The 24,494-nt window shown below is 71.2% G+C and carries 29 protein-coding genes and 1 pseudogene; 14 read left to right on the top strand and 16 right to left on the bottom strand.

What is annotated here, in order from left to right; translation table 11 throughout:
- Positions 1 to 86 precede the first annotated feature (86 nt).
- On the top strand, positions 87 to 4,277 hold the full coding sequence (locus tag LRS14_RS10015; protein ID WP_257799435.1) for a DEAD/DEAH box helicase: 4,191 nt from the start codon (positions 87 to 89) through the stop codon (positions 4,275 to 4,277).
- Here the strand turns inward: LRS14_RS10015 and LRS14_RS10020 are convergent.
- Genes LRS14_RS10020 through LRS14_RS10045 form a run of 6 tightly spaced genes read right to left on the bottom strand, consistent with a single transcriptional unit; the run spans position 4,264 to position 7,188 of the window.
- Positions 4,264 to 4,905 carry a 2-hydroxychromene-2-carboxylate isomerase gene (locus LRS14_RS10020; protein WP_257799436.1) on the bottom strand — a complete coding sequence of 214 codons (642 nt, stop codon included), beginning with the start codon at positions 4,903 to 4,905 and terminating at the stop codon, positions 4,264 to 4,266. The two genes, LRS14_RS10015 and LRS14_RS10020, sit on opposite strands and share 14 nt — an antisense overlap.
- Positions 4,902 to 5,129 carry a DUF1289 domain-containing protein gene (locus LRS14_RS10025; RefSeq protein WP_257799437.1) on the bottom strand — a complete coding sequence of 76 codons (228 nt, stop codon included), beginning with the start codon at positions 5,127 to 5,129 and terminating at the stop codon, positions 4,902 to 4,904. Before LRS14_RS10025 ends, LRS14_RS10020 begins: the two co-directional genes overlap by 4 nt.
- Complete coding sequence (locus LRS14_RS10030) at positions 5,126 to 5,644, bottom strand: YbaK/EbsC family protein (protein WP_257799438.1); 519 nt, start codon at positions 5,642 to 5,644, stop codon at positions 5,126 to 5,128. The genes LRS14_RS10025 and LRS14_RS10030 overlap by 4 nt, the downstream gene beginning before the upstream one ends.
- A 45-nt stretch (positions 5,645 to 5,689) precedes the next feature.
- A complete protein-coding gene (locus tag LRS14_RS10035) occupies positions 5,690 to 6,298 on the bottom strand; it encodes a DUF4126 domain-containing protein (RefSeq protein ID WP_257799439.1) in 609 nt (202 codons plus the stop codon).
- Positions 6,299 to 6,311: 13 nt separating this feature from the next.
- Complete coding sequence (locus tag LRS14_RS10040; RefSeq protein WP_257799440.1) at positions 6,312 to 6,746, bottom strand: nuclear transport factor 2 family protein; 435 nt, start codon at positions 6,744 to 6,746, stop codon at positions 6,312 to 6,314.
- A gap of 4 nt (positions 6,747 to 6,750) precedes the next feature.
- Positions 6,751 to 7,188: a CreA family protein gene (locus LRS14_RS10045; protein WP_046114240.1), complete on the bottom strand. Its 438-nt coding sequence runs from the start codon at positions 7,186 to 7,188 to the stop codon at positions 6,751 to 6,753.
- A gap of 150 nt (positions 7,189 to 7,338) precedes the next feature.
- Between LRS14_RS10045 and LRS14_RS10050 the strand changes: the two genes are divergently transcribed.
- Both LRS14_RS10050 and LRS14_RS10055 read left to right on the top strand, forming a co-directional pair.
- On the top strand, positions 7,339 to 7,710 hold the full coding sequence (locus LRS14_RS10050) for a metalloregulator ArsR/SmtB family transcription factor (RefSeq protein WP_310740818.1): 372 nt from the start codon (positions 7,339 to 7,341) through the stop codon (positions 7,708 to 7,710).
- Between the two features lie 54 nt (positions 7,711 to 7,764).
- On the top strand, positions 7,765 to 8,313 hold the full coding sequence (locus LRS14_RS10055) for an SRPBCC family protein (RefSeq protein ID WP_257799441.1): 549 nt from the start codon (positions 7,765 to 7,767) through the stop codon (positions 8,311 to 8,313).
- Here LRS14_RS10055 and LRS14_RS10060 read toward each other — a convergent pair.
- The 9 genes and pseudogenes from LRS14_RS10060 to LRS14_RS10100 form a co-directional block, all read right to left on the bottom strand.
- Positions 8,280 to 8,858 (bottom strand): DinB family protein, encoded by a 579-nt coding sequence (locus tag LRS14_RS10060; protein WP_257799442.1) that lies wholly within the window; start codon positions 8,856 to 8,858, stop codon positions 8,280 to 8,282. The genes LRS14_RS10055 and LRS14_RS10060 overlap by 34 nt on opposite strands.
- A gap of 29 nt (positions 8,859 to 8,887) precedes the next feature.
- Entirely contained in the window at positions 8,888 to 9,496 is a 609-nt protein-coding gene (locus tag LRS14_RS10065; RefSeq protein ID WP_257799443.1) for a 2-hydroxychromene-2-carboxylate isomerase, read from the bottom strand.
- Between the two features lie 65 nt (positions 9,497 to 9,561).
- Positions 9,562 to 10,704 carry an acyl-CoA dehydrogenase family protein gene (locus tag LRS14_RS10070; RefSeq protein ID WP_257799445.1) on the bottom strand — a complete coding sequence of 381 codons (1,143 nt, stop codon included), beginning with the start codon at positions 10,702 to 10,704 and terminating at the stop codon, positions 9,562 to 9,564.
- A gap of 32 nt (positions 10,705 to 10,736) precedes the next feature.
- On the bottom strand, positions 10,737 to 11,402 hold the full coding sequence (locus LRS14_RS10075; protein WP_046114149.1) for an SDR family oxidoreductase: 666 nt from the start codon (positions 11,400 to 11,402) through the stop codon (positions 10,737 to 10,739).
- A gap of 11 nt (positions 11,403 to 11,413) precedes the next feature.
- Complete coding sequence (locus LRS14_RS10080) at positions 11,414 to 12,595, bottom strand: acetyl-CoA C-acyltransferase (protein WP_257799446.1); 1,182 nt, start codon at positions 12,593 to 12,595, stop codon at positions 11,414 to 11,416.
- A 12-nt stretch (positions 12,596 to 12,607) separates the two neighbouring features.
- Positions 12,608 to 14,366 (bottom strand): annotated as a pseudogene (gene aceK, locus LRS14_RS10085) (bifunctional isocitrate dehydrogenase kinase/phosphatase).
- A gap of 24 nt (positions 14,367 to 14,390) precedes the next feature.
- Positions 14,391 to 15,059: a carbonate dehydratase gene (gene can, locus LRS14_RS10090; protein WP_257799447.1), complete on the bottom strand. Its 669-nt coding sequence runs from the start codon at positions 15,057 to 15,059 to the stop codon at positions 14,391 to 14,393.
- Positions 15,060 to 15,094: 35 nt separating this feature from the next.
- Positions 15,095 to 15,637 (bottom strand): GNAT family N-acetyltransferase, encoded by a 543-nt coding sequence (locus LRS14_RS10095; RefSeq protein ID WP_257799448.1) that lies wholly within the window; start codon positions 15,635 to 15,637, stop codon positions 15,095 to 15,097.
- A complete protein-coding gene (locus LRS14_RS10100) occupies positions 15,634 to 16,092 on the bottom strand; it encodes a MerR family DNA-binding transcriptional regulator (protein ID WP_257800448.1) in 459 nt (152 codons plus the stop codon). Before LRS14_RS10100 ends, LRS14_RS10095 begins: the two co-directional genes overlap by 4 nt.
- Positions 16,093 to 16,196: 104 nt before the next feature.
- On the opposite strand from LRS14_RS10100, the gene LRS14_RS10105 reads away from it, so the two are divergent.
- From LRS14_RS10105 to LRS14_RS10135, 7 genes are all read left to right on the top strand, one after another.
- Entirely contained in the window at positions 16,197 to 17,258 is a 1,062-nt protein-coding gene (locus tag LRS14_RS10105; RefSeq protein ID WP_257799449.1) for an MBL fold metallo-hydrolase, read from the top strand.
- Positions 17,259 to 17,268: 10 nt separating this feature from the next.
- Positions 17,269 to 17,703, top strand: a complete 435-nt coding sequence (locus LRS14_RS10110; protein WP_257799450.1) for a GFA family protein — start codon at positions 17,269 to 17,271, stop codon at positions 17,701 to 17,703.
- Between the two features lie 64 nt (positions 17,704 to 17,767).
- Positions 17,768 to 18,151 (top strand): VOC family protein, encoded by a 384-nt coding sequence (locus tag LRS14_RS10115; protein WP_257799451.1) that lies wholly within the window; start codon positions 17,768 to 17,770, stop codon positions 18,149 to 18,151.
- Positions 18,148 to 18,441, top strand: coding sequence for a hypothetical protein (locus LRS14_RS10120; protein WP_257799452.1), 294 nt, complete (start codon positions 18,148 to 18,150; stop codon positions 18,439 to 18,441). The genes LRS14_RS10115 and LRS14_RS10120 overlap by 4 nt, the downstream gene beginning before the upstream one ends.
- Positions 18,407 to 18,796 (top strand): VOC family protein, encoded by a 390-nt coding sequence (locus LRS14_RS10125; RefSeq protein ID WP_257799453.1) that lies wholly within the window; start codon positions 18,407 to 18,409, stop codon positions 18,794 to 18,796. The genes LRS14_RS10120 and LRS14_RS10125 overlap by 35 nt, the downstream gene beginning before the upstream one ends.
- Positions 18,797 to 18,829: 33 nt before the next feature.
- Positions 18,830 to 19,198 (top strand): GNAT family N-acetyltransferase, encoded by a 369-nt coding sequence (locus LRS14_RS10130; RefSeq protein WP_257799454.1) that lies wholly within the window; start codon positions 18,830 to 18,832, stop codon positions 19,196 to 19,198.
- Between the two features lie 130 nt (positions 19,199 to 19,328).
- Positions 19,329 to 19,997 (top strand): hypothetical protein, encoded by a 669-nt coding sequence (locus LRS14_RS10135; protein WP_046114139.1) that lies wholly within the window; start codon positions 19,329 to 19,331, stop codon positions 19,995 to 19,997.
- On the opposite strand, the gene LRS14_RS10140 is transcribed toward LRS14_RS10135, so the two are convergent.
- Positions 19,982 to 20,566 (bottom strand): hypothetical protein, encoded by a 585-nt coding sequence (locus LRS14_RS10140; protein WP_046114138.1) that lies wholly within the window; start codon positions 20,564 to 20,566, stop codon positions 19,982 to 19,984. The genes LRS14_RS10135 and LRS14_RS10140 overlap by 16 nt on opposite strands.
- A 100-nt stretch (positions 20,567 to 20,666) precedes the next feature.
- On the opposite strand from LRS14_RS10140, the gene LRS14_RS10145 reads away from it, so the two are divergent.
- The 4 genes from LRS14_RS10145 to LRS14_RS10160 are packed head-to-tail and all read left to right on the top strand — an operon-like array spanning position 20,667 to position 24,491.
- A complete protein-coding gene (locus LRS14_RS10145; protein WP_257799455.1) occupies positions 20,667 to 22,358 on the top strand; it encodes an ATP-binding protein in 1,692 nt (563 codons plus the stop codon).
- Entirely contained in the window at positions 22,355 to 23,089 is a 735-nt protein-coding gene (locus tag LRS14_RS10150) for a response regulator transcription factor (protein ID WP_257799456.1), read from the top strand. The genes LRS14_RS10145 and LRS14_RS10150 overlap by 4 nt, the downstream gene beginning before the upstream one ends.
- A gap of 32 nt (positions 23,090 to 23,121) precedes the next feature.
- Positions 23,122 to 23,889, top strand: a complete 768-nt coding sequence (locus LRS14_RS10155) for an SGNH/GDSL hydrolase family protein (protein ID WP_257799457.1) — start codon at positions 23,122 to 23,124, stop codon at positions 23,887 to 23,889.
- 44 nt (positions 23,890 to 23,933) lie between these two features.
- Positions 23,934 to 24,491, top strand: coding sequence for a cysteine hydrolase family protein (locus tag LRS14_RS10160; protein WP_257800449.1), 558 nt, complete (start codon positions 23,934 to 23,936; stop codon positions 24,489 to 24,491).
- Positions 24,492 to 24,494: the final 3 nt, after the last annotated feature.

A 24,494-nucleotide genomic window follows, 5' to 3' on the forward strand; every position in this document is an offset into this window, starting at 1 on the left:
GGAAGGCTGACAAACTCCGCCCCTCCCGCAGCGGCCCGGCCGCGCCTCGACCTCCTGCCGTTCGCATGCTTTCCACCGCCCGCCCCTTGACCGACCGCACCGCGCAGGCCGTGTACGACGCCCTGTGCCTGGCCGGCGCGCCACGCAGCCGAACCTGGCTGCTGCAGATGCTGCGCTGGATGGGCCACCGCGTGGAGGGCGGTACGGCGCCTGCGCTGGCCGACGTGACCGAGGCCCTGGACCATCTGGTGAACCATGGCCGGGCGCGTCGGGTGGAAGGCCTGGGCACGGTGGTGGACACCGACGAAGCCTGGGCCGCCCGCTTCACCGAACTGATGCTGCAGCCCGAGGCCCCGCGCTACTGGCAGGGCTGGGCGGTGGCCGCCGGCGCCCATGTGCAGCCCAACGGCGCCGCCGAGCCGGCCTGGGTGCATTTGCCGGCGCTGGACGACCGCGTGGCGCTGCTGCGGCTGGCGCTGTACGGCGGCCGCACGATGGAGGAGTTCAGCCGCCTGCTGCAGGGCCCGCTGGTGGATGCCGGCAGCGCCGACGTGATGGTGGCCGCGCTCACGCAGCCCTTCCTGCCGGTGCTGTTCGAGCGGCTGGAGCCCGGGCTGCGTGCCACGGTGGCCACCACCGCCCTCAGCGCCATCGGCCCGGCCAGCCGCCACCAGCCACTGCTGGAAGCGGTGGATGCCTGGCTGCGCCGCGCGCCCGACGAGGTGCCGCCGCCGCTGCGCTGCCTGATGGCCGAGCGCCGCCTGCATGCGGGCGACCTGGCCGGCCTGCATGCCGCGCTGCACGGCCTGGGCGGCCCGCTGGTGGAGCTGTTCGATGCCCTGGCCCTGGCGCATGCCGGCCACTGGGCGCAGGCCGCGGGCGATGGCCTGGCCGCCATCAAGGGGCTGGCCAAGTCCACCGGCAAGCGGCAACCGGTGCTGCCCGATGGCATGGCCTGGCCGCTCGCGCTGGCGCTGCTGGCGCAGCCCGGCGCGGCCGAATGGACGGCCGCGCGCAAGTTCTGCGTCACCCAGTCGGGCAGCCGCACGCCGCCGGCGCAAAGCTTCTGGGGCCTGTGGGCGCATGCGGCCGCGGTGCGGCTGGGCGACCAGGCTATCGACCCGCAGGCCTTCGCCTTCCCCAGCCAGATGGCGCTGCAGCCGCACACCTTCACCCGCCAGGCCAGCCACCTGGTGCTGGCCGCCTGGCTGGGCCACTCGCCCGCCGGCTGGACCGACCTGCGGGCGCGCCACCTGGTGGCCGGCCTCGAATCGCAGCAGGAGCGCTGGATGGCGGCACTGGTGCGCGAGGCCTGCGCCCGCCTCGGCCTGGCGGTGCCGCCCGCGCCGCCGGACGAGCCGGCCGGCGAGCCGCCCGCGCCCTTCCTGGCCGCCCCGCGCGAGGCCTGGCGCGACGCGCTGGCCGCCATCACCGCGCTGGGCGGCGATGCCGCGCCGAGCGACGGCGCACAGCTGCCGGCCACCACGCTGCTGTGGGGCCTGACGCTGGATGACGAAGGCCGGGTGCAGGCGGTGCAGCCCTATGAGCGCCCGCCTGGCGCCCGCAAGCCCAAGCCGGTGAGCCTGAACAAGGTGAAGGCGAGCGCCCGGCTGGATGCACGCGACGCGGCCGTGGCCCGCAACATCGACCGCTCGCGCTGGTCGGCCCGCCAGCTGGTGCTGGATGTGACCGGTGCCGCCCAGGCGCTGGTGCGCCACCCCGCCGTGTTCTTCACCGACGAACCCGGCCAGTTCGAGGAGCTGAGCGAGGCGCTGCCGCTGATCGAGGTGGCCCGCCGCATGGGCGAAGGCGGCGAGCAGTTCGTCTTCCGCATCGATCCGCCCCTGCAGCCCGCCACGCCGCCCCACCTGGGCGAAGGCTGGTTCTATGCCGAGGAACGACAGGCCGAGCTGGAACGCCGCAACAGCCTGCGCATCGTGCGCGACGCACCCGACCGCGCCCGGCTGATCCGCATCACCGCGGCGCAGCGGCGGGTGGCCGAGCTGGTGTCGCAGGACTGGGCAGTGCCGGTGAAGGCCAAGGCCGAGCTGGAATCGGCGCTGAAGGTGCTGGCCGGCCATTTCCAGCTGCACAGCGACGCCGCCGCCGGCCAGGAGGTGCCCGGCGAAAGCCGCCTGCGCGCGCAGCTGGTGCCGGTGGGCGATGCGCTGCAGCTGCGGCTGGTGGTGATGCCCTTCGGCAGCTTCGGCCCCACGGTGCCGCCCGGCGTTGGCCGCGAGCGGCTGATGACGCTGCACGATGGCCTCAGCCTGGCCACCCGTCGCCACCTGCAGGTGGAGCTGGACCACCTGCGCAGCGTGCTGGAGGCCCTGCCCTTCCTCGACGGCAGCGAGGCTGGCGAGGCCGGCTGGCTGCTGGACACGCCCGAGCTGGCGCTGCAGGCGGTGGAGATGCTGCCCACGCTGCCCGCCATCGTGGCGCTGGACTGGCCGCGCGGCCGCCCGGTGCGCGTGACCACCGTGGCACCGCATGCGCTGGCAGTGCGCGTCACCAGCGAGCGGCAGTGGTTCGCCCTGGAAGGCGAGCTGAAGGTCGACGATGCCCGCGTGGTCGGCCTGCAGCAGTTGATGCAAATGGCCCAGCAGGCCAAGGCCGGCCGCTTCGTGGCGCTGGGCGAAGGTGAATACCTCGCCCTCACCGACCGCCTGCGCCAGCAACTGGCCGACCTGGCCGCGCTGGGCGGCGTGCGGCCCGACGGCGTGTTCGCGCTGCCCGCCGCCGGCGCCGCCTGGCTGGAAGCCACGCTCGACGGCATGCAGGTGGAAGGCGACAACCCCTGGCGCGCCCGGCTCGATGCGCTGGAAGCCGCCGCCTCGCTGCAGCCCGAGCCGCCCAAGGGCCTGCGCGCGGAGCTGCGCGGCTACCAGGCCGAGGGTTACGCCTGGATGGCGCGGCTGGCCCATGCCGGCCTGGGCGCCTGCCTGGCCGACGACATGGGCCTGGGCAAGACGGTGCAGACGCTGGCGCTGCTGCTGTCGCGCGCCGAGCGCGGGCCGGCGCTGGTGATTGCGCCCACCTCGGTGGCCGGCAACTGGCTGGCCGAAGCGGCCACTTTTGCGCCCGGGCTGCGCGCCGCGATCTACGGCGACCCCGGCAACGAGCGCGGGCGTGATGCACTGATCGACGACGCCGGGCCGGGCGACCTGCTGATCGTGTCGTACGCGCTGGTGCAGCTGGACGGCGACCGCTTCGGCCGCCGCACCTGGTCCACGCTGGTGATGGACGAGGCCCAGGCGGTGAAGAACGCGGCCACCAAGCGCGCCAAGTCGGTGGCCGAGCTGAAGGCCGACTTCCGCCTGGCGCTCACCGGCACGCCGGTGGAAAACCGGCTGGCCGATCTGTGGTCGATCATGAACATGCTGAACCCCGGCCTGCTGGGCACGGCCACGCAGTTCAACGAGCGCTTCGGCAGCCCCATCGAACGCCAGGGCGATGCGGCGGCGCGTTCACGGCTGCGGCGGCTGGTGTCGCCCTTCCTGCTGCGGCGGACCAAGGCCCAGGTGCTGACCGACCTGCCGCCACGCACCGAGATCGTCCACCACATCCAGCCCAGCGAGGCCGAGCGCAACTTCCTGGAAGCGCTGCGGCGCAATGCGGTGGAACGCATCCGCGCTATGTCCAACGACGGCAACCCGGAGGCCGCCTTCCATGTGCTGGCCGAGCTGACGCGCCTGCGCCGCGCCGCCTGCGATCCGCGGCTGGTGGCGCCCGAGCTGGGCATCGTCGGCAGCAAGGCGCAGGAGTTCGAGACGCTGGTGCGCGAGCTGGTCGACGGCCAGCACAAGGCGCTGGTGTTCAGCCAGTTCACCGACTTCCTGAAGCTGCTAGGCGCGCGGCTGGACGACGCCGGCATCGCCTACCAGTACCTGGACGGCAGCACGCCCGGGCCCGAGCGTGCCAGGCGCGTGGCGGCCTTCCAGCGCGGCGAGGGCGAGCTGTTCCTCATCAGCCTGAAGGCCGGGGGCTTCGGCCTGAACCTGACGATGGCCGACTACGTGCTGATCGTCGATCCGTGGTGGAACCCCGCGGCGGAAGACCAGGCCATGGGCCGCGCCCACCGCATCGGCCAGCAGCGGCCGGTGACCGTCTACCGCCTGGTGACGGCCGGCAGCATCGAGGAGCGCATCGTCGACGTGCACCGCGACAAGCGTGGCCTGGCCGACGGCCTGCTGGAAGGGCAGGACCAGGGCAAGGCCATCGGCGCGGACGAGCTGCGCGAGCTCTTGCTGAACGAGAACCCGCTCACCCGCGTGTGACGGCCGGCCGCGGCGCGGCGGCCTCGTCCCACGGCCCATCGAAGAACGGGTCGCCGGCCAGTGCGGCGGCCAGCATCGGCAGCGCGTCCAGGCCCCAGAACACGCGGCCTTCCAGCTCGAAGGCCGGCACGCCGAACACGCCGCGCGCGATGGCGGCCTGCGTGGACAACTTCAGCTCGTCCTTCACCTCGGCCGATGCCGGGTCGCGCGGCGGCTGCAGCTCGGCCGCCAGCGCTGCCAGGCGCTGCGGCTCGTTGGCATCGGCACCTCCGCTGCACCACACGTGGCGGAACAGCGCCTCCACCACGCGCCGGTTGGGCGCACCGCCCGCCGGGCAGCAGGCCAGGGCCAGCCGCTGCAGCGCCAGCGGATTGAACGGATGCTGCGCCGGCAGGGCCAGCGGCGTGCCCTGCTGGCGCGCCAGCCAGGCGATCTGCCGGTAGGTCCAGTCGCGCTTGGGCGCGATTTCGGCCGGCCCGCGCTGGCCCCAGTGCTGCAGCACCGCGCCCAGCAGCAGGGGCCGGTACTCCACTGCATGCGAATGGCCCTCCAGCACCTGCGGCAGCCGGTCGAAGGCCAGCCAGGCGTAGGGCGAGATCACGTCGAACCAGAACCGGATCTGCTTCATGGCCGAGCCTTCCGTTCCTGCACCTTCAGCTGCCGCAGGCGGGCCATGCGCGGCGGCAACAGCGTCCACACCGCGCGCTTGCCGCCGTCGTCCAGTCGGCTCCAGGCGGCGATCTCGTCCAGCGTGCGGCCGCAGCCGATGCACCAGCCGGTCGAGGCATGCATCTGGCACACGTTGATGCAGGGCGAGGCCACCGCCGTGGCCGGAGCGGGCGTTCGCGTCATGCCTGCACCACGTCGGCCACCGGCGCGCCGGTCAACGCTTGCAGCTGCTGCGGGCTGAGCATGAACACGCCGTTGGGATGGCCGGCGGCGGCCCACACCTCCGAGAAGCGGAACAGCTGGTCGTCGATCAGCGTCACCAGCTTCTCGGCATGGCCCACCGGCGACACCCCGCCGATGGAAAAGCCGGTGCGCAACTTCACGAAGGCGGCATCGGCGCGGCCGATCGGCCCGACCAGCGCGGCCACCTTCTTCTCGTCCACCCGCCGGTCGCCGGAGGCCACCACCAGCACGGCCGCGTCGTCGGCCTTGCGCTTGAAGATCACGCTCTTGGCCACCTGCCCCACCAGGATGCCCAGCGCATCGGCCGCCTCCTGCGAGGTGCGGGCCGGCACGCCCAGCCAGCGCGGCGCATGCGGATGGCCCAACTCGGCCAGCAGCGCGGTGACGCGGGCGAAGCCTTCAGAGGCGGTGGCAATTTCAGGGGTGGTGGAGGTGGGGCTGTCGGCGGTGCTCATGTGGTGATTGCACCACCAACCGGGGCCGGCCGCTGCAGCGGGCCCTCAGGCGGCCGCGGCCCGCCAATGCCCGCGCAGCCGCTGCACCAGCCCACGCAGAAAGCGCGACAGCAGCACGATGACCGCGACCATCGCCACCAGCGCCACCGCCAGCCCGGCAAAGAACCACAGCGGCTGGTTGACCGACAGCCACAGCATGCCGGGAACGAAGGCATCGCCCAGCAACGACAGGCCGATGTTGCTGAACGGCTCGGGCGAGGTGTTGACCGCCGCCCGCGTGGCCGACTTGGCCGCATGCGCGGTGGCTGCCAGCCCGCCGCCCAGCAGCGCTGCGACCGCGCCCCAGGTGGCCTCGTCGCCGCCGAACACGCCGTAGGCCAGCGCGGCGCCGGCCGGGATGCGGATGGCGGTGTTGAGCACGTCCCAGGCCGAATCCACCCAGGGGATCTTGTCCGCCAGGAACTCCACTGCCACCAGCGCGCCGCTGACCGACAGCAGCACCGGGCTCTGCAGCACCTGCAGCCCGCTGGGCAGCTGCACCCAGCCCAGCCAGCCCGACAGCCCGGTGAGGAACACCACCGCATACAGCCGCAGGCCGCTGGCCCAGCCGAGGGCGGCGGCCAGTGCGACGAGCTGGGTGGTGTCGAGGTTCATGCGGAGGTCGGATTCAGACGGTGTCGCGGCGGTAGGCGCCGCCCAGGGCTTCGGCCGTGCGCCATGTCGGCGGCGGCTCGGCCGTGGCCCAGTGCTCCACCACGCCGGCAATCCGCGGGCCCGTGGCGGGCGGCGCATCGTCGGTGAAACGATAGCGGGCATTGGCGAAGAAGACGCCCGGCGGATGGTCCACGCGCACCACCGCATGCACGCCGCCATCGGCCAGCGCATCCACCGACTGCAGCGTGACGGTCCAGCCCTCGGGGTAGACCGCGTTGGCTTTCACGATGGCATCGGCGCTGAGGAACCACTCGCCGCTGCACGGCCAGTGCGTCACCGCGTCGTCGGCATACAGCGCCCGCATGCCAGCCCAGTCACGCGCCTGGACGCAGGTCCACAGCGTGCGGACGAGGGCGCAGCGTTGGTCAGCGTCGGCCGTGGCGCCCATCGCCTCACTTCACCGGAATCACCGTGCCGCGGTCCACCGGCACGGCCGTCAGGCTGTTCTGGGGCGAGCCTTCGATCACGCGGTCGGAGTAGGTCAGGTACACCAGCGTGTTGCGCGACTTGTCCACCATGCGCACCACGCGCAGCCGCTTGAAGATCAGCGAGATGCGCTCGCTGAACATCTCCTGCTGCATCGGCAGCGGCTTGGGGAAGCTGATGGGGCCGGTCTGGCGGCAGGCGATGGAGGCTTCGGCCTTGTCTTCGGCCAGGCCCAGCGCACCCTTCACGCCGCCCGTCTTGGCGCGCGACACGTAGCAGGTGACGCCGGCCACGCCGGGGTCGTCGTAGGCATCGACCACGATCTTGTGGTCGGGCCCGATGAACTTGAAGACCGTGTCCACCTCGCCGATGGGCTCGGCCTGGACGGCGGCCGCGGCCGCCATGGCCAGGCCGAGGAACACGGCACGGGCCGCGAAGAAGCATGGGGTGTGGGCTGGCGATGTCATGTGCCCAGCTTAGCGGCCTTGACAGCTGCGCGGCAGGCTCTATATTCACCCACAAAGGTGAATGATTTGGACATGCTCGATGACACCATGACCGCGCTGGCCGACGCCACGCGTCGCGCCATCCTTCGCAGGTTGGCGCTGGGCGAGGCACGGGTGACCGAGCTGGCAGCGCCCTTCGACATCTCTCTGAACTCGGTGTCCAAGCACATCCGCATCCTGGAGCGCGCGCAACTGGTGCGCCGCAGGGTGGTGGGGCGCGAGCACATCCTGTCCTTCGACCCCGCGCCGCTGGCCCAGGCCAGCGCGTGGATTCACGAGCAGCAGGCCTTCTGGTCCCGCAGGCTCGATGCCCTGGAAGCCGCGCTGCAGGCAGAAGACGCCGCTGCAGCCGCGGCCGCCAGACCCGCCCCTGCGCCAGCCAAGAAGGCGCGCCGACCCGCCAAAGGAAAAGCCCGATGAACCCTTCCCCCTCCCCCCGCCCCCCTGCAGGACCCGCATGCCGACGCGGAGCCGATGGGCCAGGTGACCGCACCGGCCACCGTGCGCATCGAACGGCTGCTGCCCGGCACGCCCGAGCGCCTGTGGTCCTACCTCGTCGAATCCGACCAGCGGGCGCTGTGGCTTGCCGGCGGCCCGATGGAGCCGCGCGCCGGCGGCCGCTACACGCTGCACTTCAAGCACGAAGACCTCTCGCCCACGGTGGAGCCCGCACCCGCGCCCGCCGAGCTGTGCAGCGATGGCGACATCGGGCAGCACGGCGGCACGGTGCTGGAATGGCAGCCGCCGCAGCGCCTGGTGCTGAGCTGGCCCGAGCCTGCCGGGGCACCGCCATCGCAGGTGGTGTTCGAGCTGGCGCCGGCCGAGGGCGACCAAGTTCGGCTCACCATCACCCACAGCCGGCTGGCGTCGCGCAGCTCGATGCTCAGCGTGTCGGGTGGCTGGCACACGCACATCGGCGTGCTGGTGGACCGCCTGGCCGGCCGCACGCCGCGGCCGTTCTGGTCGTCGTTCCAGCGGATGAAGCAGGCCTACGAACCGGTGGTGGCAGCCGCCTGGCGGTAGACGTCTTCCTCGCGCCAGCCCAGCAGCTGCATGTCCGTCACGCGGTAGTGCGCATCGCTGGGCATCAGGAACTCGTCGAGCTGCGGCGGCTTGATGGCGGTGCCGCTCAACATGGCATGCGCCTGGCCGCGGTGGTGCGTCTGGTGCATGAAGAGGTGGGACAGCACATGGCCGGCGGCATCACGCTGCACATGGTCGCCGCGGTCCATCGCCACCTCGGCATCGCAGCCGGCCGGCGTCAGGCGCAGGCAGTAGTCGATCAGGCGCTGGTCGCTCGCGGCCTGCCTTTCCGCCAGTTCCAGCACCGTGTCGGCAGGCTTGAATTGCTCGAAGGCCTGGGCGCCACCCGGCTCGCCGTACAGCGCGCCGATGTAGTACAGGTCCACGGCCAGCAGGTGGTTCAGCGTGGCCGCCAGGCTGGGAAAGAAGCTGGTGCGCGGCGCATGGAACTCGTCGCGGCCCAGCACGCCCATGGCCTGGTGCAGCCTGTGGTTGGCCAGCCGGTTGGCGTGGGCTTGTATGGACAGGTGGCGGGGCAGGTCCATGCGGGCACCTCGTTGAACGCTGGAACGGGCTAGAACGGATTGCCGGACAGCCAGCGCTCGATCTGCGACTTGCGGTCGTTGCCCCAGAAGGGCTCGCCGTCCACCACGAACCAGGGCGTGCCGAACACGCCGGCGGCGATGGCATCGTCGTTCGCCTGCTTCAGGCGCAGCTTCCACTGCGTGTCGCCCCAGGCGGCTTCAGCGGCTTGCGGGTCGATGTCCGAAGCCTCGGCCAGCGACTTCAGCGCCGCCGGATCGTCCAGCCGCACGCCGCGGGTGAAGTACCCACGCAACCCGGCATGGGCCCAGGCCGCGGCGCGCGCCGGGTCTTCCGACTGCAGCCAGTAGAAGATGCGCGCCGCGTTCTGCGTAGGGATGGGGAAGTGCTCGGGCTGCGTGTACGGAATGCCCTCGGCCCGCGCCGAGCGGGCAAAGTCGCGCAGGGCGTATTCGCGCTTGAGCGGGTAGTCCACCGGCGGCTTGAGGCCAGTGTGCTGGAAGGTGGCACCCAGCAGGATGGCATGCCACTTCACCGTGCGACCATGCCGGGCCGCCAGCGCCTCGATCCACTCGGAGGCGATGTACGAGTACGGCGACGAGAAGTCGAAGTAGAAGGCGATGGGCGAGGCGGCGTTCATGGTGGATTGACCGTATCACGCACCGCCGGGCGGGCGCCTCGGCGGAATCCCTGCCGGCCGCCGCTTCAGCCGGCGGAGGTGGCCAACGCCCGCCCGATCAGGATCTTCTGCACGTCCGACGTTCCCTCGTAGATCTGCGTCACCCGCACGTCGCGGTAGATGCGCTCCAGCGGAAAGTCGCTCACGTAGCCGTAGCCGCCCAGGGTCTGGATGGCGGCGCTGCACACGCGCTCGGCCATTTCGCTGGCGAAGAGCTTGGCCATCGCGGCTTCCTTCAGGCAGGGCTGGCCGGCGTCCTTCAGGCTGGCCGCATGCCAGATGAGCTGGCGCGCCGCCTCGATCTGCGTGGCCATGTCGGCCAGGCGGAACTGCACCGCCTGGTGCTCGAAGATCGGCTGGCCGAAGGCCACGCGGTCCTTGCTGTAGGCCAGCGCCGCCTCGAAGGCCGCGCGCGCCATGCCCACGCTTTGCGAGGCGATGCCGATGCGCCCGCCTTCCAGGCCTGACAGCGCGATCTTCAGGCCCTGGCCTTCGTCGCCGATGCGGTTGGCTTCGGGCACGCGGCAGTTCTCGAACAGGATCTGCGCGGTGTCGCTGCTGTGCTGGCCCATCTTGTCCTCCAGCCGCGCCACGGTGTAGCCGGGCGTCCTGGTGGGCACGATGAAGGCGCTGATGCCCTTCTTGCCTGCGGCCTTGTCGGTCACCGCCATCACGATGGCGACGTCGCCGTTCTGCCCGCTGGTGATGAACTGCTTGACGCCGTTGATCACATAGCCGTCGCCATCGCGCACCGCGGTGGTCTTCAGGCCATCGGCCTGCGAGCCCACGTGCGGCTCGGTCAGGCAGAAGGCGCCCAGCATCTGGCCGCTGGCCAGCGGCGCAAGCCATTGCCGCTTCTGCGCCTCAGTGCCCCAGGCCATCAGGATCGAACACACCGGGCAGTTGTTGACGCTGACCACGGTGGAGGTGCCGCCGTCGCCAGCCGCAATCTCTTCCAGGATCAGCGCCAGCGACAGGTAGTCCAACCCCGCGCCGCCGTAATCGGTGGGCACGGCCACGCCATAGCAGCCCAGCTCGGCCAGGCCGCGCAGCTCGGCCGCCGGGAAGAGATGGGCCTTGTCCCACTGCGCGGCCTGCGGGGCGATGCGGTCCTGCACATAGCTGCGCACGGCATCCTGGATCGCGCGGTGGTCTTCGGACAGATGCATGGCGGTCGTCTCCTCTCGTTCCTTGTCCGGCCTTACCAGGACAGCGGCGTGCCGTCGTGGTTGAAGAAGCCGCCGTTGTCGCTCGGCGTGAGCGCGCCGACGGTGCGGCGCAGGTCGGCAGCGCTCTTCTCCGGCGTGAGGTCGGCCTGTGCGCCGCCCATGTCGGTCTGCACCCAGCCCGGGTGCAGCGCCACGCAGGTGGCACGGCCGGCCCAGGCCAGCGACACGTCCTTCAGCACCGAATTGAGCGCCGCCTTGGAGGCGCGGTACAGCCAGCCCGCGCTGGCCGTGCGCAGGCCGATGGAGCCCATGCGCGACGACAGCACCGCCACCCGGGCGCCCGGTGCCAGCGCATCGGCCAGCTGCGGCAGCACGCGCATCGCGCCCAGTACGTTGGTATGCATCACCGCGTCGAAGTCTTCGACGGTGGGCGTCTGCAGGCCCTGCGTCTGCGGGCCGTACACACCGGCCACCAGCCAGACCTGGTCGAAGCCTGCGTTGTCGCAGCGCCAGGCGATGCCAGAGGCACTGGCCGCATCGTTCACATCCAGCGCAAAGGCCTCTGCACCCATGGCCTTGAGCGCGGCCACGCCGTCGTCGCTGCGCGCGGTGGCCGTCACCTGCGCGCCATCGGCGATGAACTGCCGCACCAGCTCGCGGCCCAGGCCGCGCGAAGCACCGATCACCAGCACCTTCATGCGCTGCTCCTTCACAGCATCTCGATGGCCATGGCGGTGGCCTCGCCGCCGCCGATGCACAGCGAGGCCACGCCGCGCCGGGCACCGCGCTTCTTCATCGCGCCCAGCAGTGTGACGACGATGCGCGCGCCCGAGGCGCCGATGGGATGGCCCAGCGCCACCGCGCCGCCATGCACGTTGACGATCTCATGCGGCAGCTTGAACTCGGCCATCGCGGCCATGGTCACCGCGGCAAAGGCCTCGTTCACCTCCCACAGATCGACCTGGCCGGGCTGCCAGCCCGCCTTCTTCAGCACCTTGTCGATGGCACCGGCGGGCGCGGTGGCAAACCACTCGGGTGCCTGCGCATGCACGCTGTGCGCGACGATGCGGGCGATGGGCTGGGCGCCGTGGCGGGCCGCATCGCTCTCGCGCATCAGCACCAGCGCGGCGGCGCCGTCGCTGATGCTGGACGAGGTGGCGGCGGTGATGGTGCCGTCCTTCTTGAAGGCCGGCTTCAGGCCGGGGATCTTGTCCAGCTTGGCCTTGAAGGGCTGCTCGTCGCGCGTGACCTGCACGTCGCCCGCCTTGCCCGGCAGCGTCACCGCGGCCATCTCCCAGTCGAAGCTGCCGTCTTCGTTGGCCTGCTTGGCGCGCTGGGTGGAGGCGATGGCGAACTGGTCCATCGCCTCGCGGGTGAACTGGTACTTGGCAGCGCAGGACTCGGCGAACACGCCCATCGCCTTGCCGCGCTCGTAGGCGTCTTCCAGGCCGTCCAGCGCCATGTGGTCGTACACGGCCGAGGCACCGTACTTGATGCCCTTGCGCGCGAACATCAGGTGCGGCGCATTGGTCATGCTCTCCATGCCGCCGGCCACCACCACGTCGGCGCTGCCCGCGGCCAGCATGTCGTGGCCGAACATCATGGCCCGCATGCCCGAGCCGCACATCTTGCTCAGCGTGACGGCGCCGGCCGAATCGGGCAGGCCGGCCTTGCGCGCGGCCTGGCGGGCCGGCGCCTGGCCCTGTCCCGCCATCAGGCAGTTGCCGAACAGCACCTCGTTGACGGCGTCACCCGGCACGCCGGCACGCTCCACCGCGGCGCGGATGGCCACCGCGCCCAGCTCCCAGGCGGGCACCGCGGCGAAGTCGCCCAGCAGGCCGCCGATGGGCGTGCGGGCGGCGGAGACGATGACGATGGAATCGTTGCTCATGGGTTCGTCCTTTCAAACAGCATGACGGAGATGGAAGCGGCGCTCGGGCTCGTAGGGGAAGACATCGTGCACATGCCCGGCGGCAATGCGCTCCTTGTGGGCTTGCCAGAACGAAGCGTCCAGCAGCTCGGCATGGTGGGCCATGAACACCTTGCGCACCGCCGGGTTGCCCAGCAGGAAGGGCTCGAAGGTCTCGGGAAACACGTCGCGCGGACCCACCGAGTACCAGACCTCGCCGGACATCTCGTCCTCCTCGTTGCGCGGCGCGGGCACGCGGCGGAAGTTGCAGTCGGTCAGGTACTCGATCTCGTCGTAGTCGTAGAACACCACCTTGCCGTGCCGCGTGACACCGAAGTTCTTCCACAGCATGTCGCCCGGGAAGATGTTGGCCGCCACGAGGTCCTTGATGGCATTGCCGTACTCCAGCACCGCATGCTCGATCTGCTCGGGCGTGGCTTCCTGCAGGAAGATGTTCAGGGGGGATCATGCGCCGCTCGATGTAGACGTGGCGGATGACGAGCCAGTCGCCGTCCTCCTCGATCAGGCTGGGACAGAAGTGCTTCAGCTCGGCGATCAGCTCATCCTCGAACCGCGCCCGCGGAAAGGCCACGTTGCTGTACTCCAGCGTGTCGGCCATGCGGCCGACGCGGTCGTGGGTCTTCACCAGCTGGTACTTGCCCTGGATCTGCTCGCGCGTGGTTTCCTTCTGCGGCGGGTAGAAGTCCTTGATGCACTTGAACACGTAGGGGAACGAGGGCAGGTCGAACACCAGCATCACCATGCCCTTGATGCCGGGCGCGATGCGGAAGCGGTCGCTGCTGTGGCGCTGGTGGTAGAGGAAGTCGCGGTAGAACAGGTTCTTGCCGTGCTTCTGCAGGCCCAGGGCGCTGTAGATCTCGGCGCGCGGCTTGCGCGGCATCAGCGAGCGCAGGAACTGCACGTAGGCGCTGGGGATCTCCATGTCCACCATGAAGTAGGCCCGCGCGAAGCTGAACAGCATCTGCAGGTCGTCCTCGCCGTGCAGCGCGGTGTCGATGATGAGCCGGCCGTCGTCGTCATGCAGGATGGGCAGCGCGAAGCCCAGCTCGCGGAAGCCGTTGATCACCTTGCCCACCAGGTAGGCGCCCTTGTTGCGATAGAAGAGCGAGGCCAGCACCTGGATCTGGAAGTTGGCCCGCAGGCGGGACATGCCCATCTCGGGCTCCAGCACCTCCAGCACGCGGGTGATGTCGCGCTCCAGGTCGACGAAGGGCCGTTGCAGCTGGAAGTTGTGCACCACGCGCACCATGGTCTCGTGCAGCGTCTCCCGCGTGGGGTAGTAGGCGCGGTAGGTGGGCGTGGCGGCGGGCTCGTCGTTCTCGATGTACTCGGTGCTGAGCGCCGGGCGCACGAAGATGAAGTCGTTGAGGAAGTAGCTGTGGTGCAGCACCCGGGTGGTGACCGAGTTGAAGAAGGTCTCGGCCAGCTCGGGCTGGTGATGGTCGGTCAGCAGGCCGATGAAGTGCAGCTTGACCTGCTGCCACACGTCCATCGGCAGGCTGTTGGCATCGAACTCGGTCTGCAGCCGCTCCACCGCCTCGTCCACCCGCAGGTCGTAGAACTCGATGCGCTCCCGCTGGGCCCGCTGCTGGCCCTGCCAGTCGGCCCGCTCGAAGCGCTGCTTGGCTTCCGCGCTGGTCTGGCGGAACAGGGTGTAGTGGCGGTTGAAGCCATCGCGCAGGGCCTGGGCGATGTGGAAGGCACGGCCGTCGGTGAGCTGGTGCGGGAACATGTTCGGTGGAAGCGGAGCACGCTGTCAGGGGGTGAGGGCGTAGCGCTGCTGAAGGGCCGCGAGGCTGGCTTCATAGGCGCCGTTCACGTCGTCCGAACTACCGACGGTGATGCGAAGGTCTTGCAGAAGTCCGTTGTGCAGGCCGTAGAACCAGCCGTGGATCACCACCATCTGGCCGCGCTGCCAGGCGTCCTGCACCACGGTGGTCTCGCACACGTTGCGGGCCTGCTCCAGCACGTTCAGCTCGCACAGGGCGTCCACCTTGCGGGCCTCGGGCACGGTGTCCAGCCAGGCCTGGTGGCGGCTGCGCACGTCCTGCACATGGCGCAGCCAGTTGTCCACCAGGCCCACGCGCTTGTTGTACAGCGCGGCGCGCACGCCGCCGCAGTTGGAGTGGCCGACGATCATGATGTGCTGCACCTTGAGCTGGTCCACCGCGAACTGCACCACCGACAGGCAGTTCAGGTCGGAGTGCGCCACCACGTTGGCCACGTTGCGGTGCACGAACAGCTCGCCGGGCGCCAGGCCCACCAGCTCGTTGGCCGGCACGCGGCTGTCGGCGCAGCCGATCCACAGGTATTGCGGCTCCTGCTGCTTGAGCAGGCTGCTGAAGAAGCCGGGCTGGCGCTGCTCCACGTCGGCCGCCCATTTGCGGTTCTTGCCGAGCAGGTCGTCAAGGGAATGCGAACTCATGTTGATGACTGAAGTTGTGGAACGGGAGGGTGGCGTCAAGGCCGGTAGATGGCGAACTGCACCCGGTCGATCACGCGGCCGTCCTTGATGGCGCTGCGCGGCATGTCGGCCTCCTTCACGTAGCCGCACTTGCGGGCCACGGCCTGCGAGCCGGTGTTCCACGCGAAGATGGGCGCGAACAGGCGGGTGATGTCGGGCAGTTCCTGCCACACCCAGGCGGTGACCAGGCCCAGCGCCTCGGTGGCGATGCCGTGGCGCCAGTGCGGCTGGCCGATCCAGTAGCCCACCTCGGCATTGCAGCGCAGCGGGCCCTGCTGGGGCGCCACGTTCACGCAGCCGATCACTTCGCCGCGCACGTCGATGCCCCACACATGGCCGTAGGCGGAGTCATGCGCGCCGCCGTCGCACCAGGCGATGGCATCGGCCATGGTGTACGGATGCGGGAAACCTTCGAACAGGTTGCGCCACACCTCCACGTCGTCGGCATTGCGCTGCAGGCTGGGCGCATCGGCCGGCACCAGCTCGCGCAGCGTGCAGCGCTGGCCCACCAGCGTGGGCAGCGGTGATCGGGGGGTCATGTCGTCTCCTTGATCTTGCGGGCGGGCCGGCTGGACGCGGGGCGCTTGGCCGCCGCCGGCTTGCGCGCGGCGGGCCGCTTGGCGCCGGGCTCGCATCGGCGTGCCTCGGTGAGCATGCGGCGGCAGCGCGCCTCATGCTGGCCGATCTCGGCCAGCGTGAGCTGCAGGTCGTCGAGCTGCCGCTCCAGCTGCTGCCGGTGCGACTGCAGCATGGCCAGGAAGGCTTCCAGCTGCTGGGTGGTGTCGGACGGCGACTCGTACATGTCCACCAGCTGCTTGACCTCCGTCAGGCTCAGGCCCAGCCGCTTGCCGCGCAGCGTGAGCTTGAGCCGCGTGCGGTCCCGGTGGCTGTAGATGCGGTTCATGCCGCGGCGCTCCGGCTCCAGCAGGCCCATGTCCTCGTAGAAGCGGATGGCACGCGGGGTGACATCGAACTCCTGCGAAAGCTCGGTGATGCTGAAGGTCTTGCCTTCCGGGGCGGGGCGGGGGCAGCGGGCATGTCTACACTGACGTTGACGTAAACGTAAATGTAATGCGGCCCGGGCCGCGCACCAAGCTCATGGCCAACCCCGACGAACTGCAGCTTGTCTATCCCCTGGGCGACAGCCTGCCCGAACCCGGCAGCACGCTGGAGGTGGCGCCAGGCATCCACTGGCTGCGCATGCCGCTGCCCTTCGCGCTGGACCACATCAACCTGTGGCTGCTGCGCGACCGGCAGGACGGGCGCGAGGGCTGGACCATCGTCGATTGCGGCATCGACAGCCCCGAGACCCGCGCCGCCTGGCAACAGGTGTTCGACACCGCGCTGCAGGGCCAGCCGGTGCTGCGGGTGATCGTCACCCACATGCATCCCGACCACATCGGCCTGGCGCACTGGCTGACCGAGCGCTGGCAGTGCCGCATGTGGATCAGCGCCACCGACTTCGGCGTGGCCCAGCTGGCGCGCAGCGGCACCGGCCATGGCGGCGACGAGAACGCCGACTTCCTGGCTGCACACGGGCTCGCGGATGCGCAGACGCTGGAGCTCATCCGCCACCGCAGCGACCACTTCGCGCAGCTGGTGCCGGCGCTACCGACCAGTTACCGGCGCCTGCTGGACGGCATGGTCGTGCAGGTGGCGGATGCGCGCTGGCGCTGCATCGCGGGCCATGGGCATGCGCCCGAGCACATCTCGCTGCACGATGCGCAGGCCGGCGTGCTGATCGCCGGCGACATGGTGCTGCCGCGCATCAGCACCAACGTGGGCGTGCATGGCAATGAACCCGAAGGCAATCCGCTGCCGATGTACCTGGCCTCCATCGCCCGCACCGCCGCCGAGCTGCCCGAGGACACGCTGGTGCTGCCCTCCCACGGCCGGCCCTTCAAGGGCCTGCACACCCGCGTGAGCCAGCTGCGCCGCCACCACGACGACCGCCTGGCCGACGTGATGGCCGCCCTGGCCCAGCGCCCCGGCAGCGCCGCCGACATGCTGCCGGTGCTGTTCCGCCGCGAGCTGGACGCGCACCAGACCACCTTCGCGATGGCCGAATCCCTGGCCCACCTGCACATGCTGTGGCATGGCGGTCAGCTGCAGCGGCGGCGTGATGATGATGGGGTGTGGCGCTTTGCGCCCGCTGCCTGAAAGGCCCGTGATGACCGCTGCCGAAACCACCCCGACCTTCGAAGGCGGCTGCCTGTGCGGCGCCGTGCGCTACCGCTTCGACGGCCTGCCGCTGTCCAGCAGCAACTGCTTCTGCCGCAGCTGCCGGCTGGCCAGCGGCGCCACGCCCGTGGGCTGGGTGGTGGTGGCGCGCCAGCACTTCCGGTGGCTGCAGGGTGCACCTGCCTTGTTCAACTCCTCGCCCGGCGTCACACGCGGCTTCTGCGCCCGTTGCGGCAGCCCGCTGAGCTACCAGCACGCCGACTCGCCCGGTGAAATCGAGCTGACCACCGGCACGCTGGATGAACCCGACCGCTGCCCGCCCACGCGCGAGATCTTCCATGCGGACCGCGTCGCCTGGGCGCCGTCGGATGCGCAGCTGCCGCATCACGCGCACGGCAGCAGCGAGCCGCCGCTACCCGGTTGACACGGCGCCCGGTGAAGATGCACCGGCCGGTCAGCGCCGGCCGCGCCGCCGGCACACTGCGGCCATGCATCCGCTCCACCACCTCTCCTTCGGCGTGGCCGACCTGGCCCAGGCCGGCCACTTCTACGACGCCGCCCTGGGCGCGCTGGGCCTGCGCCGGGTGTTCGAGGACGACGAGGCCATCGGCTACGGTTTCCATGACGGCGAAGACCTGCTGTGCCTGAAGCTGCGGCCCGGTGCCAGCGCGCCGGGCCCGGGCTTCCACCTGGCTTTCAGCGCCGCCACCCGCGCCGCGGTGCAGGCCTTCCACGCCGCCGCGCTGGCCCACGGCGGCCGTGACAACGGCCCGCCGGGCCTGCGCCCCGACTACGGCGAGCACTACTACGCCGCCTTCGTCATCGACCCGGCCGGCCATGCCATCGAGGCGGTGTGCAAGGCGGCGGCGTGAGCGGCGCTGTCCGGCCCAAGGTGGGACTGGCACGGCAGGCCACCACCTGCGCCCTCTTCTGCATCGCCGCGCTGGCCGTCATGGCCTGGCGGCACCCGGCCGAATTGCTGGCCCATGCCCGCACCGCACTGCTGGCGTCGACACGCCTCGCGCGCGGGCTGTACATGGCGCACACGCTCTTCGCTGGCCTGTGCCTGGGCCTGCTGTTTGAGCACCTGGGGCTGCTGGTGGCCATCGGCCTGGAGCCCAACCCGCATGAGACTCGCTTACACCATCCTCTACGTTCCTGACGTCGCGGCCCCGCTGCACTTCTTCGAGCGAGCCTTCGGACTGCGCCGCCGCTTCCTGCACGAGTCAGGCACCTACGGCGAGCTCGACACCGGCAGCACCACGCTGGCGTTCGCCGATCACGCATTGGGGCACGCAAACTTCCCAGGGGGCCATGTCGCGGCCCACAGTTCCCCGCAACCGCTGGGCTTCGAGATCGCCCTGGCCACCGACGACGTGCCCGTCGCGCATGCAGTCGCCCTGACGGCAGGCGCCACGGAGCTGGCCGCGCCGCAGCGCAAGTCGTGGGGCCAGACCGTTTCCTACCTGCGCTGCCCGGACGGCTTGTTGGTGGAGCTGTGCACGCCGATGGGCTGATGATGAGCCACGCCACTGACCGGCTACCGCACGTTGCCGCATCCCGGCACGCGCTGGGGCCTGTGCCTGCGGGAGGACGACCGGCTCATCGGCACCTGCGGCCTGTTCGGCTGGAACGCCGGCTGGCGTCAGTGCACCATCGGCTATGAGCTGCTGCCCCGCCATCAGGGCGCCGGCCTGATGCACGAAGCCCTGCAGGCCGCCATCGGCTGGGGCCACGAGCACCGGCAACTGCACCGCATCGAAGCCATCGTGCATCCCGACAACCAGCCCTCCATCACCCTGCTGCGGCGGCTGGGCTTCCAGCAGGAAGGCCGCCTGCGCGACGGTGCGCGCTGGGGCGGGCGCTTCCACGACATGCTGCTGTTCGCCCACATCCACACGCCGGCCGGCGCGGCTTGATCCAACGCAAACCGGCCCTGGCCCGCACTGGGTACAAGAGATCCACGCCACCGTCCAGGCGAACAGGGCGGCCTCGGTGTTGACGATAGTGGTTCCGATGCCCCCGGCAGTTGCCACCGTTGGAGGCGCCATGGCCGTCCATTTCTGTGCATCCCTGCCCTGCGCGGCACGTCAGCGGCTGGGCGATGGCCGGCTGATGGAGTTGCGCATCGCCGCCCAGCACGCCCCCGCGCCACCACGCGACGGCACGCTGGCCGAGCTGTCGCAGGCCTGCCGGCACTGCCCCTTTCACCTGGGCCTGCGCGACCTGGGATGCGCCGGCGTCATCCGCCACCCCATCACCGCCGCGGCCGAGCACTGGCTGCTGCAGCGCTTGCCCGACGACCTGGACGCGCCGGCCGCCCGTGGCCTGCTGGCCGGCCTGCAGGCGCCGCAGGCCGATGGCCGCGAAGTGGACAGGCTGCGCCCGCTGCACCGCCACTACGAGCTGCGGCGGCCGCTGCGCCGGCGCTGGGGTGGGCGCTTCAGCGGCCGCACCGTCGTCACCTCCAGCCAGTTGCTGCAGTTGGCGCTGCATGCGGGCAGCCTGCTGCCCACGCAGGCCCGGCTGCTGGCCGGTGCGCTGGGCTACCTGGACGACCGGCATGCACCGCGGGTGGATGCCGACATGGCCAGCGCGCCGCAGGACGATGCCTCGCTGCGGGCGCTCAAGCATTTCATGTCGATGGCCGCGGCAGCCGGCCAGCACGAGGCCGGCGTATTCGTCAGCCTCGACCCACAGCCTCAGGGCCCGACGTAGGGCAGCGACGAGTGATGCACCACGATGCGCAGCTTGCCGCTGTCGTCCTTGAGGAACTTCCAGGTCTTGTCCACCGTGGTGCGCTTGCCGTCGCGGTCGGTGAAGGTGACGTGGCCCATGGTGGTGGCCGTGTCGGCCGCGATGAACATGGCCGCGTTGCGCACCTCCACCTGCCGCCAGCCCTTCAGCGCAAAGCCGGTGTCCTGCGGATAGGCCGCGTCGCCGCCCACGAAGTACGCCAGCGCGCCTTCGCGGGTGATGCGGAAGGTCTGCGGCGCCACCGTCAGCGTGGGCTTGAACAGCACCGGCCCGAACTGGTAGCCGTAGGCGCTGTCGATCACCTGGCCGGCCAGTGCACGCGCCGCGGCCGGCCCCTGCGTCTCATGCGCTTTGCCGATGGCCACCAGCGCCTCGCCCCAGGCCTGCTGGGCGGCCAGCACCTCGGCCTCGTTGATGGTGGTGTTGACCACCGGCACCTTGGCCGCTGCCGGCAGGGCGGCCGCCAGGGCCAGGGCAGCCGCGGCCGCGGCGCGCCAAGGCGTGGTGATCAGGTTCGGTGCAGGTTGCATGTCGGCTCCTGGTGGGTTGCGATGCCCTCATTGCAGCCGCCTGCACTGAACCTGGCATGAAGCCCCGATGAGCAGCGCCTGAACCGTTCATGAACCGCAGATGACAGTGCGCCGCGTTCATCTGGCGTTCATGCAGCGCATGCCGGTGCCGCCCGAGAATCCGGCGCCTATGCCGTTCCGCCAGCGCTTGACCATCGCCCTCGCCCTGCTGGCCGCCGCCGCGGTGCTGGAAGGCGTGCTTGCGTTGTGGGCGCTCGGCGTGGCCGACAGGCAGGTGCAGCGCGGCCGCGTGGTCAGCGACATCCAGCTCGGCTTCGTCGAACTCTCGGCCAGCAAGCAGCGGCTGCGAACCTGGGTCTCGCAGATGCAGCTCGATGCGGGCGCCGACCCGGCCCAGCGCGACCGGCTGCAGGCCGACATGCGCAACACGCTGGAGCGCCTGAAGCACCTGGCCGAGCGCGCCCGTGCACTCGATGGCCAAGGCGATGCGGCCGACCCCGTCGAGCACCTGCAGCGGCTGGATGCACTGGAGGTGCTGAGCCTCAGCCTGCACGACCTGCAGGCCGCGGTGGACAGCGCCAGGCCGCTGGTGCCGGGCACCGATGCGCGTGCGGCCTGGGCCGCGCTGTCGCAGCTGTTCGACATCTCGCGGGGCCGCGACCTGCGCAGCCTGCTGCGCGAAAGCATCGAGCGCGAATCGGCCGCCGTGGTGCGCGAGCGCGCCGCCGCCGATGCCAGCCTGCGCTGGATGCGCGGCCTGTGGCTGGGCGCCGCGGCCACGCTGGCCCTGGCCGCGCTGCTGCTGGGCGCGCACTTCACCCGCGCGCTGCGGCAGCCGCTGGCAAGCCTGGGCGAAGGTGCGGCCGCACTGCAGCGCGGCGATCTGCAGCACCGCATCCGCATCCGTGGCGCCGACGAGTTCGCGGCCGTGGCCGCCAGCGTGAACAGCATGGCCGCCGAGCTGCAGCAGCACCGCGAGCGCGAAGCCCGCGCCCGCCACGAGCTCGAAGCGCTGGTGCATGCGCGCACCGGCGAGCTGCAGGGCGCGCTGGAAGCCCTGCAGCAGGTGGATGCGCGCCGGCGCCGGCTGTTCGCCGACATCAGCCATGAGCTACGCACGCCCACCACCGCCATCCGCGGCGAGGCGGAAGTGACGCTGCGCGGCGCCGACAAGCCGCTGGCCGACTACAAGGCCGCGCTGCAGCGCATCGTGGCCACCTCGCGCGACCTGGCGCTGGTGATCGATGACCTGCTCACCATGGCGCGCAGCGACATCGATGCACTGGCCCTGAACCGCCAGCCCACCGACCTGCGCCAGCCGCTGGCCGAAGCCTTGACCCAGGCCCGCGCGCTGGCCTATGAGCGCGACGTGCGCATCCAGGCCACGCTGCCGCCGCAGCCGGCGCCGGTGATGGGCGATGCCGCGCGGCTGCGCCAGCTGGCGGCCCTGCTGCTGGACAACGCGGTGCGGTACTCCCACCCTGGCGGCGTGGTGCAGGCCACGCTGGCATGGCAGCCTGCCGCCGCCGGCGACGAGGAGCCCGCGCACTGGCTGCTGCAGGTGGTCGATCGGGGCATCGGCATTGCGCCGCTGGAGCTGCATCGCGTGTTCGAGCGCAACTTCCGCGGCGAAGCCGCACGCCGCCACCGGGCCGACGGCACCGGCCTGGGCCTGGGCATCGGCGCCGCGCTGGCCCGCGCGCATGGCGGGCAGATCACGCTGCAGTCGCAGCCCGGCCAGGGCACCACCGCGCTGCTGCGGCTGCCCGCCTTGCCCAAGGACAACGAATGAACATCCTCATCGTGGAGGACGATGCCCGCATCTCGGGCTTCCTGGAGCGGGGCCTGCGCGCCGAAGGCCACCGCACGCGGCTGGCCACCAGCGGCCCCGAGGCCGTGGCCCTGGCGCAGGACGCCGCGCGCCAGGACGAGGCCGAAGGCACGCGCACCCTGGTGCTGCTGGACGTGATGCTGCCCGGCATGAGCGGGCTGGAGGTCTGCCAGGCGCTGCGGGCTTCCGGCGTGCAGCTGCCCATCCTGATGCTCACCGCGCTGGGCGGCCTGGAGGACCGCGTGGCCGGTCTTCGGCTGGGCGCCGACGACTACCTGGTCAAGCCCTTCGAGTTCGACGAACTGCTCGCCCGCATCGATGCCCTGGCCCGCCGCGCGCGCGAGCAGGCGCCGCCGCCGGCCCCGCGGCTGGTGGTGGCCGACCTGGTGCTGGACCGCGACACCATGCGCGCTAGCCGTGCCGGCCAGCCGCTGCAGCTCACCGCCCGCGAGCTGGCGCTGCTGGAGCTGCTGATGTCCGCGCCCGGGCGCCTGTTCAGCCGCGAGCGCATCCTGGCCAACGTCTGGGGTACCCACGAGGATCCGCTGACCAACGTGGTGGACGTGTACATCCGCCGGCTGCGCAGCAAGATCGACGATGGCCATGCCCAGCCGCTGATCCACACGCTGCGCGGCATGGGATACCGGCTGGAGGCGGGCGCCGGCGACGGGCCCGCCGCACGCAGGCCGTAGACACCAGTCCCTGGCGCGCCATACTTCGCGCCATGCTGTTGCTCTACAAGGCCACCCTCGCACCCGCCCTGCTGTGGCAGGGCAGCCGACTGCGGCGCACCGCGCTGCGGCTGCCGGAGCCGGAAGGCGAGCGCAGCGGCGTGGTGGCCGGCACGCCCGGCGACCGCGCGGTGCGGGTGCTGGTGATCGGCGATTCGTCGGCGGCCGGCGTCGGGGTGGAGCACCAGCAGGAGGCGCTGGCCGGGCCCATCGCCGTGGCCCTGGCGCAGCGCACCGGCTGTACCGTGCATTGGCAGCTGGCCGCCCGCTCCGGCCTGGACACGGTGCAGGCGCGTCAGTTCCTGCGCACCGTGCCCTTGCAGCCGGCCGACGTGATCGTCTCGGCGCTGGGCGTCAACGACGTCACCTCGCAGACCCCGCCCGCCCTGTTCGTGCGCCAGTACAAGCAGCTGCTGCGCGACGTGCGGCGCCGCACCGGTGCGCGCATCGGCATCGTCTCGGGCGTGCCGCCGCTGCACCAGCTGCCCGCCGCGCCGCAGCCGCTGCGCTGGTACCTGGGCCAGTGCGCCCGCCGGCTGGACCAGGAGCTGCAGTACTTCTGCGAGAAGGAAGGCAGGCTGCGCTACCTGTCGCTTCACTGGGCCGACCCGCGGGAGATGTCGCAGGACCGCTTCCATCCGGGCCCGGTGCAGTACGCACGCTGGGCACAGATGAATGCCGAGGCGATCGCCCGTGCGCTGGTGCTGCCATGTCCGGAAACGACCGCAACCGGTCCATCGGCGACACTGCGCACCGGCTGATGCGCCGGCACGATGGCAGCACCTTCCACCCCGAGACCGCTGCCATGCACACCGCCCTGCTCCTGATCGACGTCCAGCAATCCTTCCGCCACCGGCCCTACTGGCAGGAAGCAGCCGCACAGCCGTTTTTGACCGCCACCAACGCCCTGCTGCAAGGCGCGATGGCCCGCGGCATTCCGGTGGTGCGGGTGTTCCACACCGACGGCCCCGACAGCGCCGACAACCCCTTTGCCCTGGCCAGCGGCCACATCCGCCCGCTGGATGGCCTGGCGCCGTTCGACGCCGCGCTGACGGTGCACAAGCACCGCCACAGCGCGCTGGTGGGCACCGGCCTGCCCGTGTGGCTGCACCAGCAGGGCATCCGCCGCCTGATCGTGGCCGGCATCCGCACTGAGCAGTGCTGCGAGACCACCACCCGCCATGCCTCCGATGAAGGCTGGGAGGTGGACTTCGTCGGCGAGGCCACCCTCACCTTCGACATGACCACGCCCGCCGGCGCGCCCCTTGGCGCGGCGGCCATCCGCGAGCGCACCGAGACCGTGCTGGCCGGCCGCTTCGCCACGCTGTGCAGCGTGACCCAGGTGCTGGAACGCGCAGCCTGAGGC

Source organism: Aquincola sp. J276 (genome assembly GCF_024700035.1).
GTDB classification, from domain to species: domain Bacteria; phylum Pseudomonadota; class Gammaproteobacteria; order Burkholderiales; family Burkholderiaceae_C; genus Aquincola; species Aquincola tertiaricarbonis.

Coding starts and splice junctions, on each gene's coding strand:
- LRS14_RS10020 (WP_257799436.1), bottom strand. CDS start 4,905: ATGAAGCAGATCCGGTTCTGGTTCGACGTGATCTCGCCCTACGCCTGG.
- LRS14_RS10025 (WP_257799437.1), bottom strand. CDS start 5,129: ATGACGCGAACGCCCGCTCCGGCCACGGCGGTGGCCTCGCCCTGCATC.
- LRS14_RS10030 (WP_257799438.1), bottom strand. CDS start 5,644: ATGAGCACCGCCGACAGCCCCACCTCCACCACCCCTGAAATTGCCACC.
- LRS14_RS10035 (WP_257799439.1), bottom strand. CDS start 6,298: ATGAACCTCGACACCACCCAGCTCGTCGCACTGGCCGCCGCCCTCGGC.
- LRS14_RS10040 (WP_257799440.1), bottom strand. CDS start 6,746: ATGGGCGCCACGGCCGACGCTGACCAACGCTGCGCCCTCGTCCGCACG.
- LRS14_RS10045 (WP_046114240.1), bottom strand. CDS start 7,188: ATGGCGGCCGCGGCCGCCGTCCAGGCCGAGCCCATCGGCGAGGTGGAC.
- LRS14_RS10050 (WP_310740818.1), top strand. CDS start 7,339: ATGACCGCGCTGGCCGACGCCACGCGTCGCGCCATCCTTCGCAGGTTG.
- LRS14_RS10055 (WP_257799441.1), top strand. CDS start 7,765: ATGGGCCAGGTGACCGCACCGGCCACCGTGCGCATCGAACGGCTGCTG.
- LRS14_RS10060 (WP_257799442.1), bottom strand. CDS start 8,858: ATGGACCTGCCCCGCCACCTGTCCATACAAGCCCACGCCAACCGGCTG.
- LRS14_RS10065 (WP_257799443.1), bottom strand. CDS start 9,496: ATGAACGCCGCCTCGCCCATCGCCTTCTACTTCGACTTCTCGTCGCCG.
- LRS14_RS10070 (WP_257799445.1), bottom strand. CDS start 10,704: ATGCATCTGTCCGAAGACCACCGCGCGATCCAGGATGCCGTGCGCAGC.
- LRS14_RS10075 (WP_046114149.1), bottom strand. CDS start 11,402: ATGAAGGTGCTGGTGATCGGTGCTTCGCGCGGCCTGGGCCGCGAGCTG.
- LRS14_RS10080 (WP_257799446.1), bottom strand. CDS start 12,595: ATGAGCAACGATTCCATCGTCATCGTCTCCGCCGCCCGCACGCCCATC.
- can (WP_257799447.1), bottom strand. CDS start 15,059: ATGAGTTCGCATTCCCTTGACGACCTGCTCGGCAAGAACCGCAAATGG.
- LRS14_RS10095 (WP_257799448.1), bottom strand. CDS start 15,637: ATGACCCCCCGATCACCGCTGCCCACGCTGGTGGGCCAGCGCTGCACG.
- LRS14_RS10105 (WP_257799449.1), top strand. CDS start 16,197: ATGGCCAACCCCGACGAACTGCAGCTTGTCTATCCCCTGGGCGACAGC.
- LRS14_RS10110 (WP_257799450.1), top strand. CDS start 17,269: ATGACCGCTGCCGAAACCACCCCGACCTTCGAAGGCGGCTGCCTGTGC.
- LRS14_RS10115 (WP_257799451.1), top strand. CDS start 17,768: ATGCATCCGCTCCACCACCTCTCCTTCGGCGTGGCCGACCTGGCCCAG.
- LRS14_RS10125 (WP_257799453.1), top strand. CDS start 18,407: ATGAGACTCGCTTACACCATCCTCTACGTTCCTGACGTCGCGGCCCCG.
- LRS14_RS10135 (WP_046114139.1), top strand. CDS start 19,329: ATGGCCGTCCATTTCTGTGCATCCCTGCCCTGCGCGGCACGTCAGCGG.
- LRS14_RS10140 (WP_046114138.1), bottom strand. CDS start 20,566: ATGCAACCTGCACCGAACCTGATCACCACGCCTTGGCGCGCCGCGGCC.
- LRS14_RS10145 (WP_257799455.1), top strand. CDS start 20,667: ATGACAGTGCGCCGCGTTCATCTGGCGTTCATGCAGCGCATGCCGGTG.
- LRS14_RS10150 (WP_257799456.1), top strand. CDS start 22,355: ATGAACATCCTCATCGTGGAGGACGATGCCCGCATCTCGGGCTTCCTG.
- LRS14_RS10155 (WP_257799457.1), top strand. CDS start 23,122: ATGCTGTTGCTCTACAAGGCCACCCTCGCACCCGCCCTGCTGTGGCAG.
- LRS14_RS10160 (WP_257800449.1), top strand. CDS start 23,934: ATGCACACCGCCCTGCTCCTGATCGACGTCCAGCAATCCTTCCGCCAC.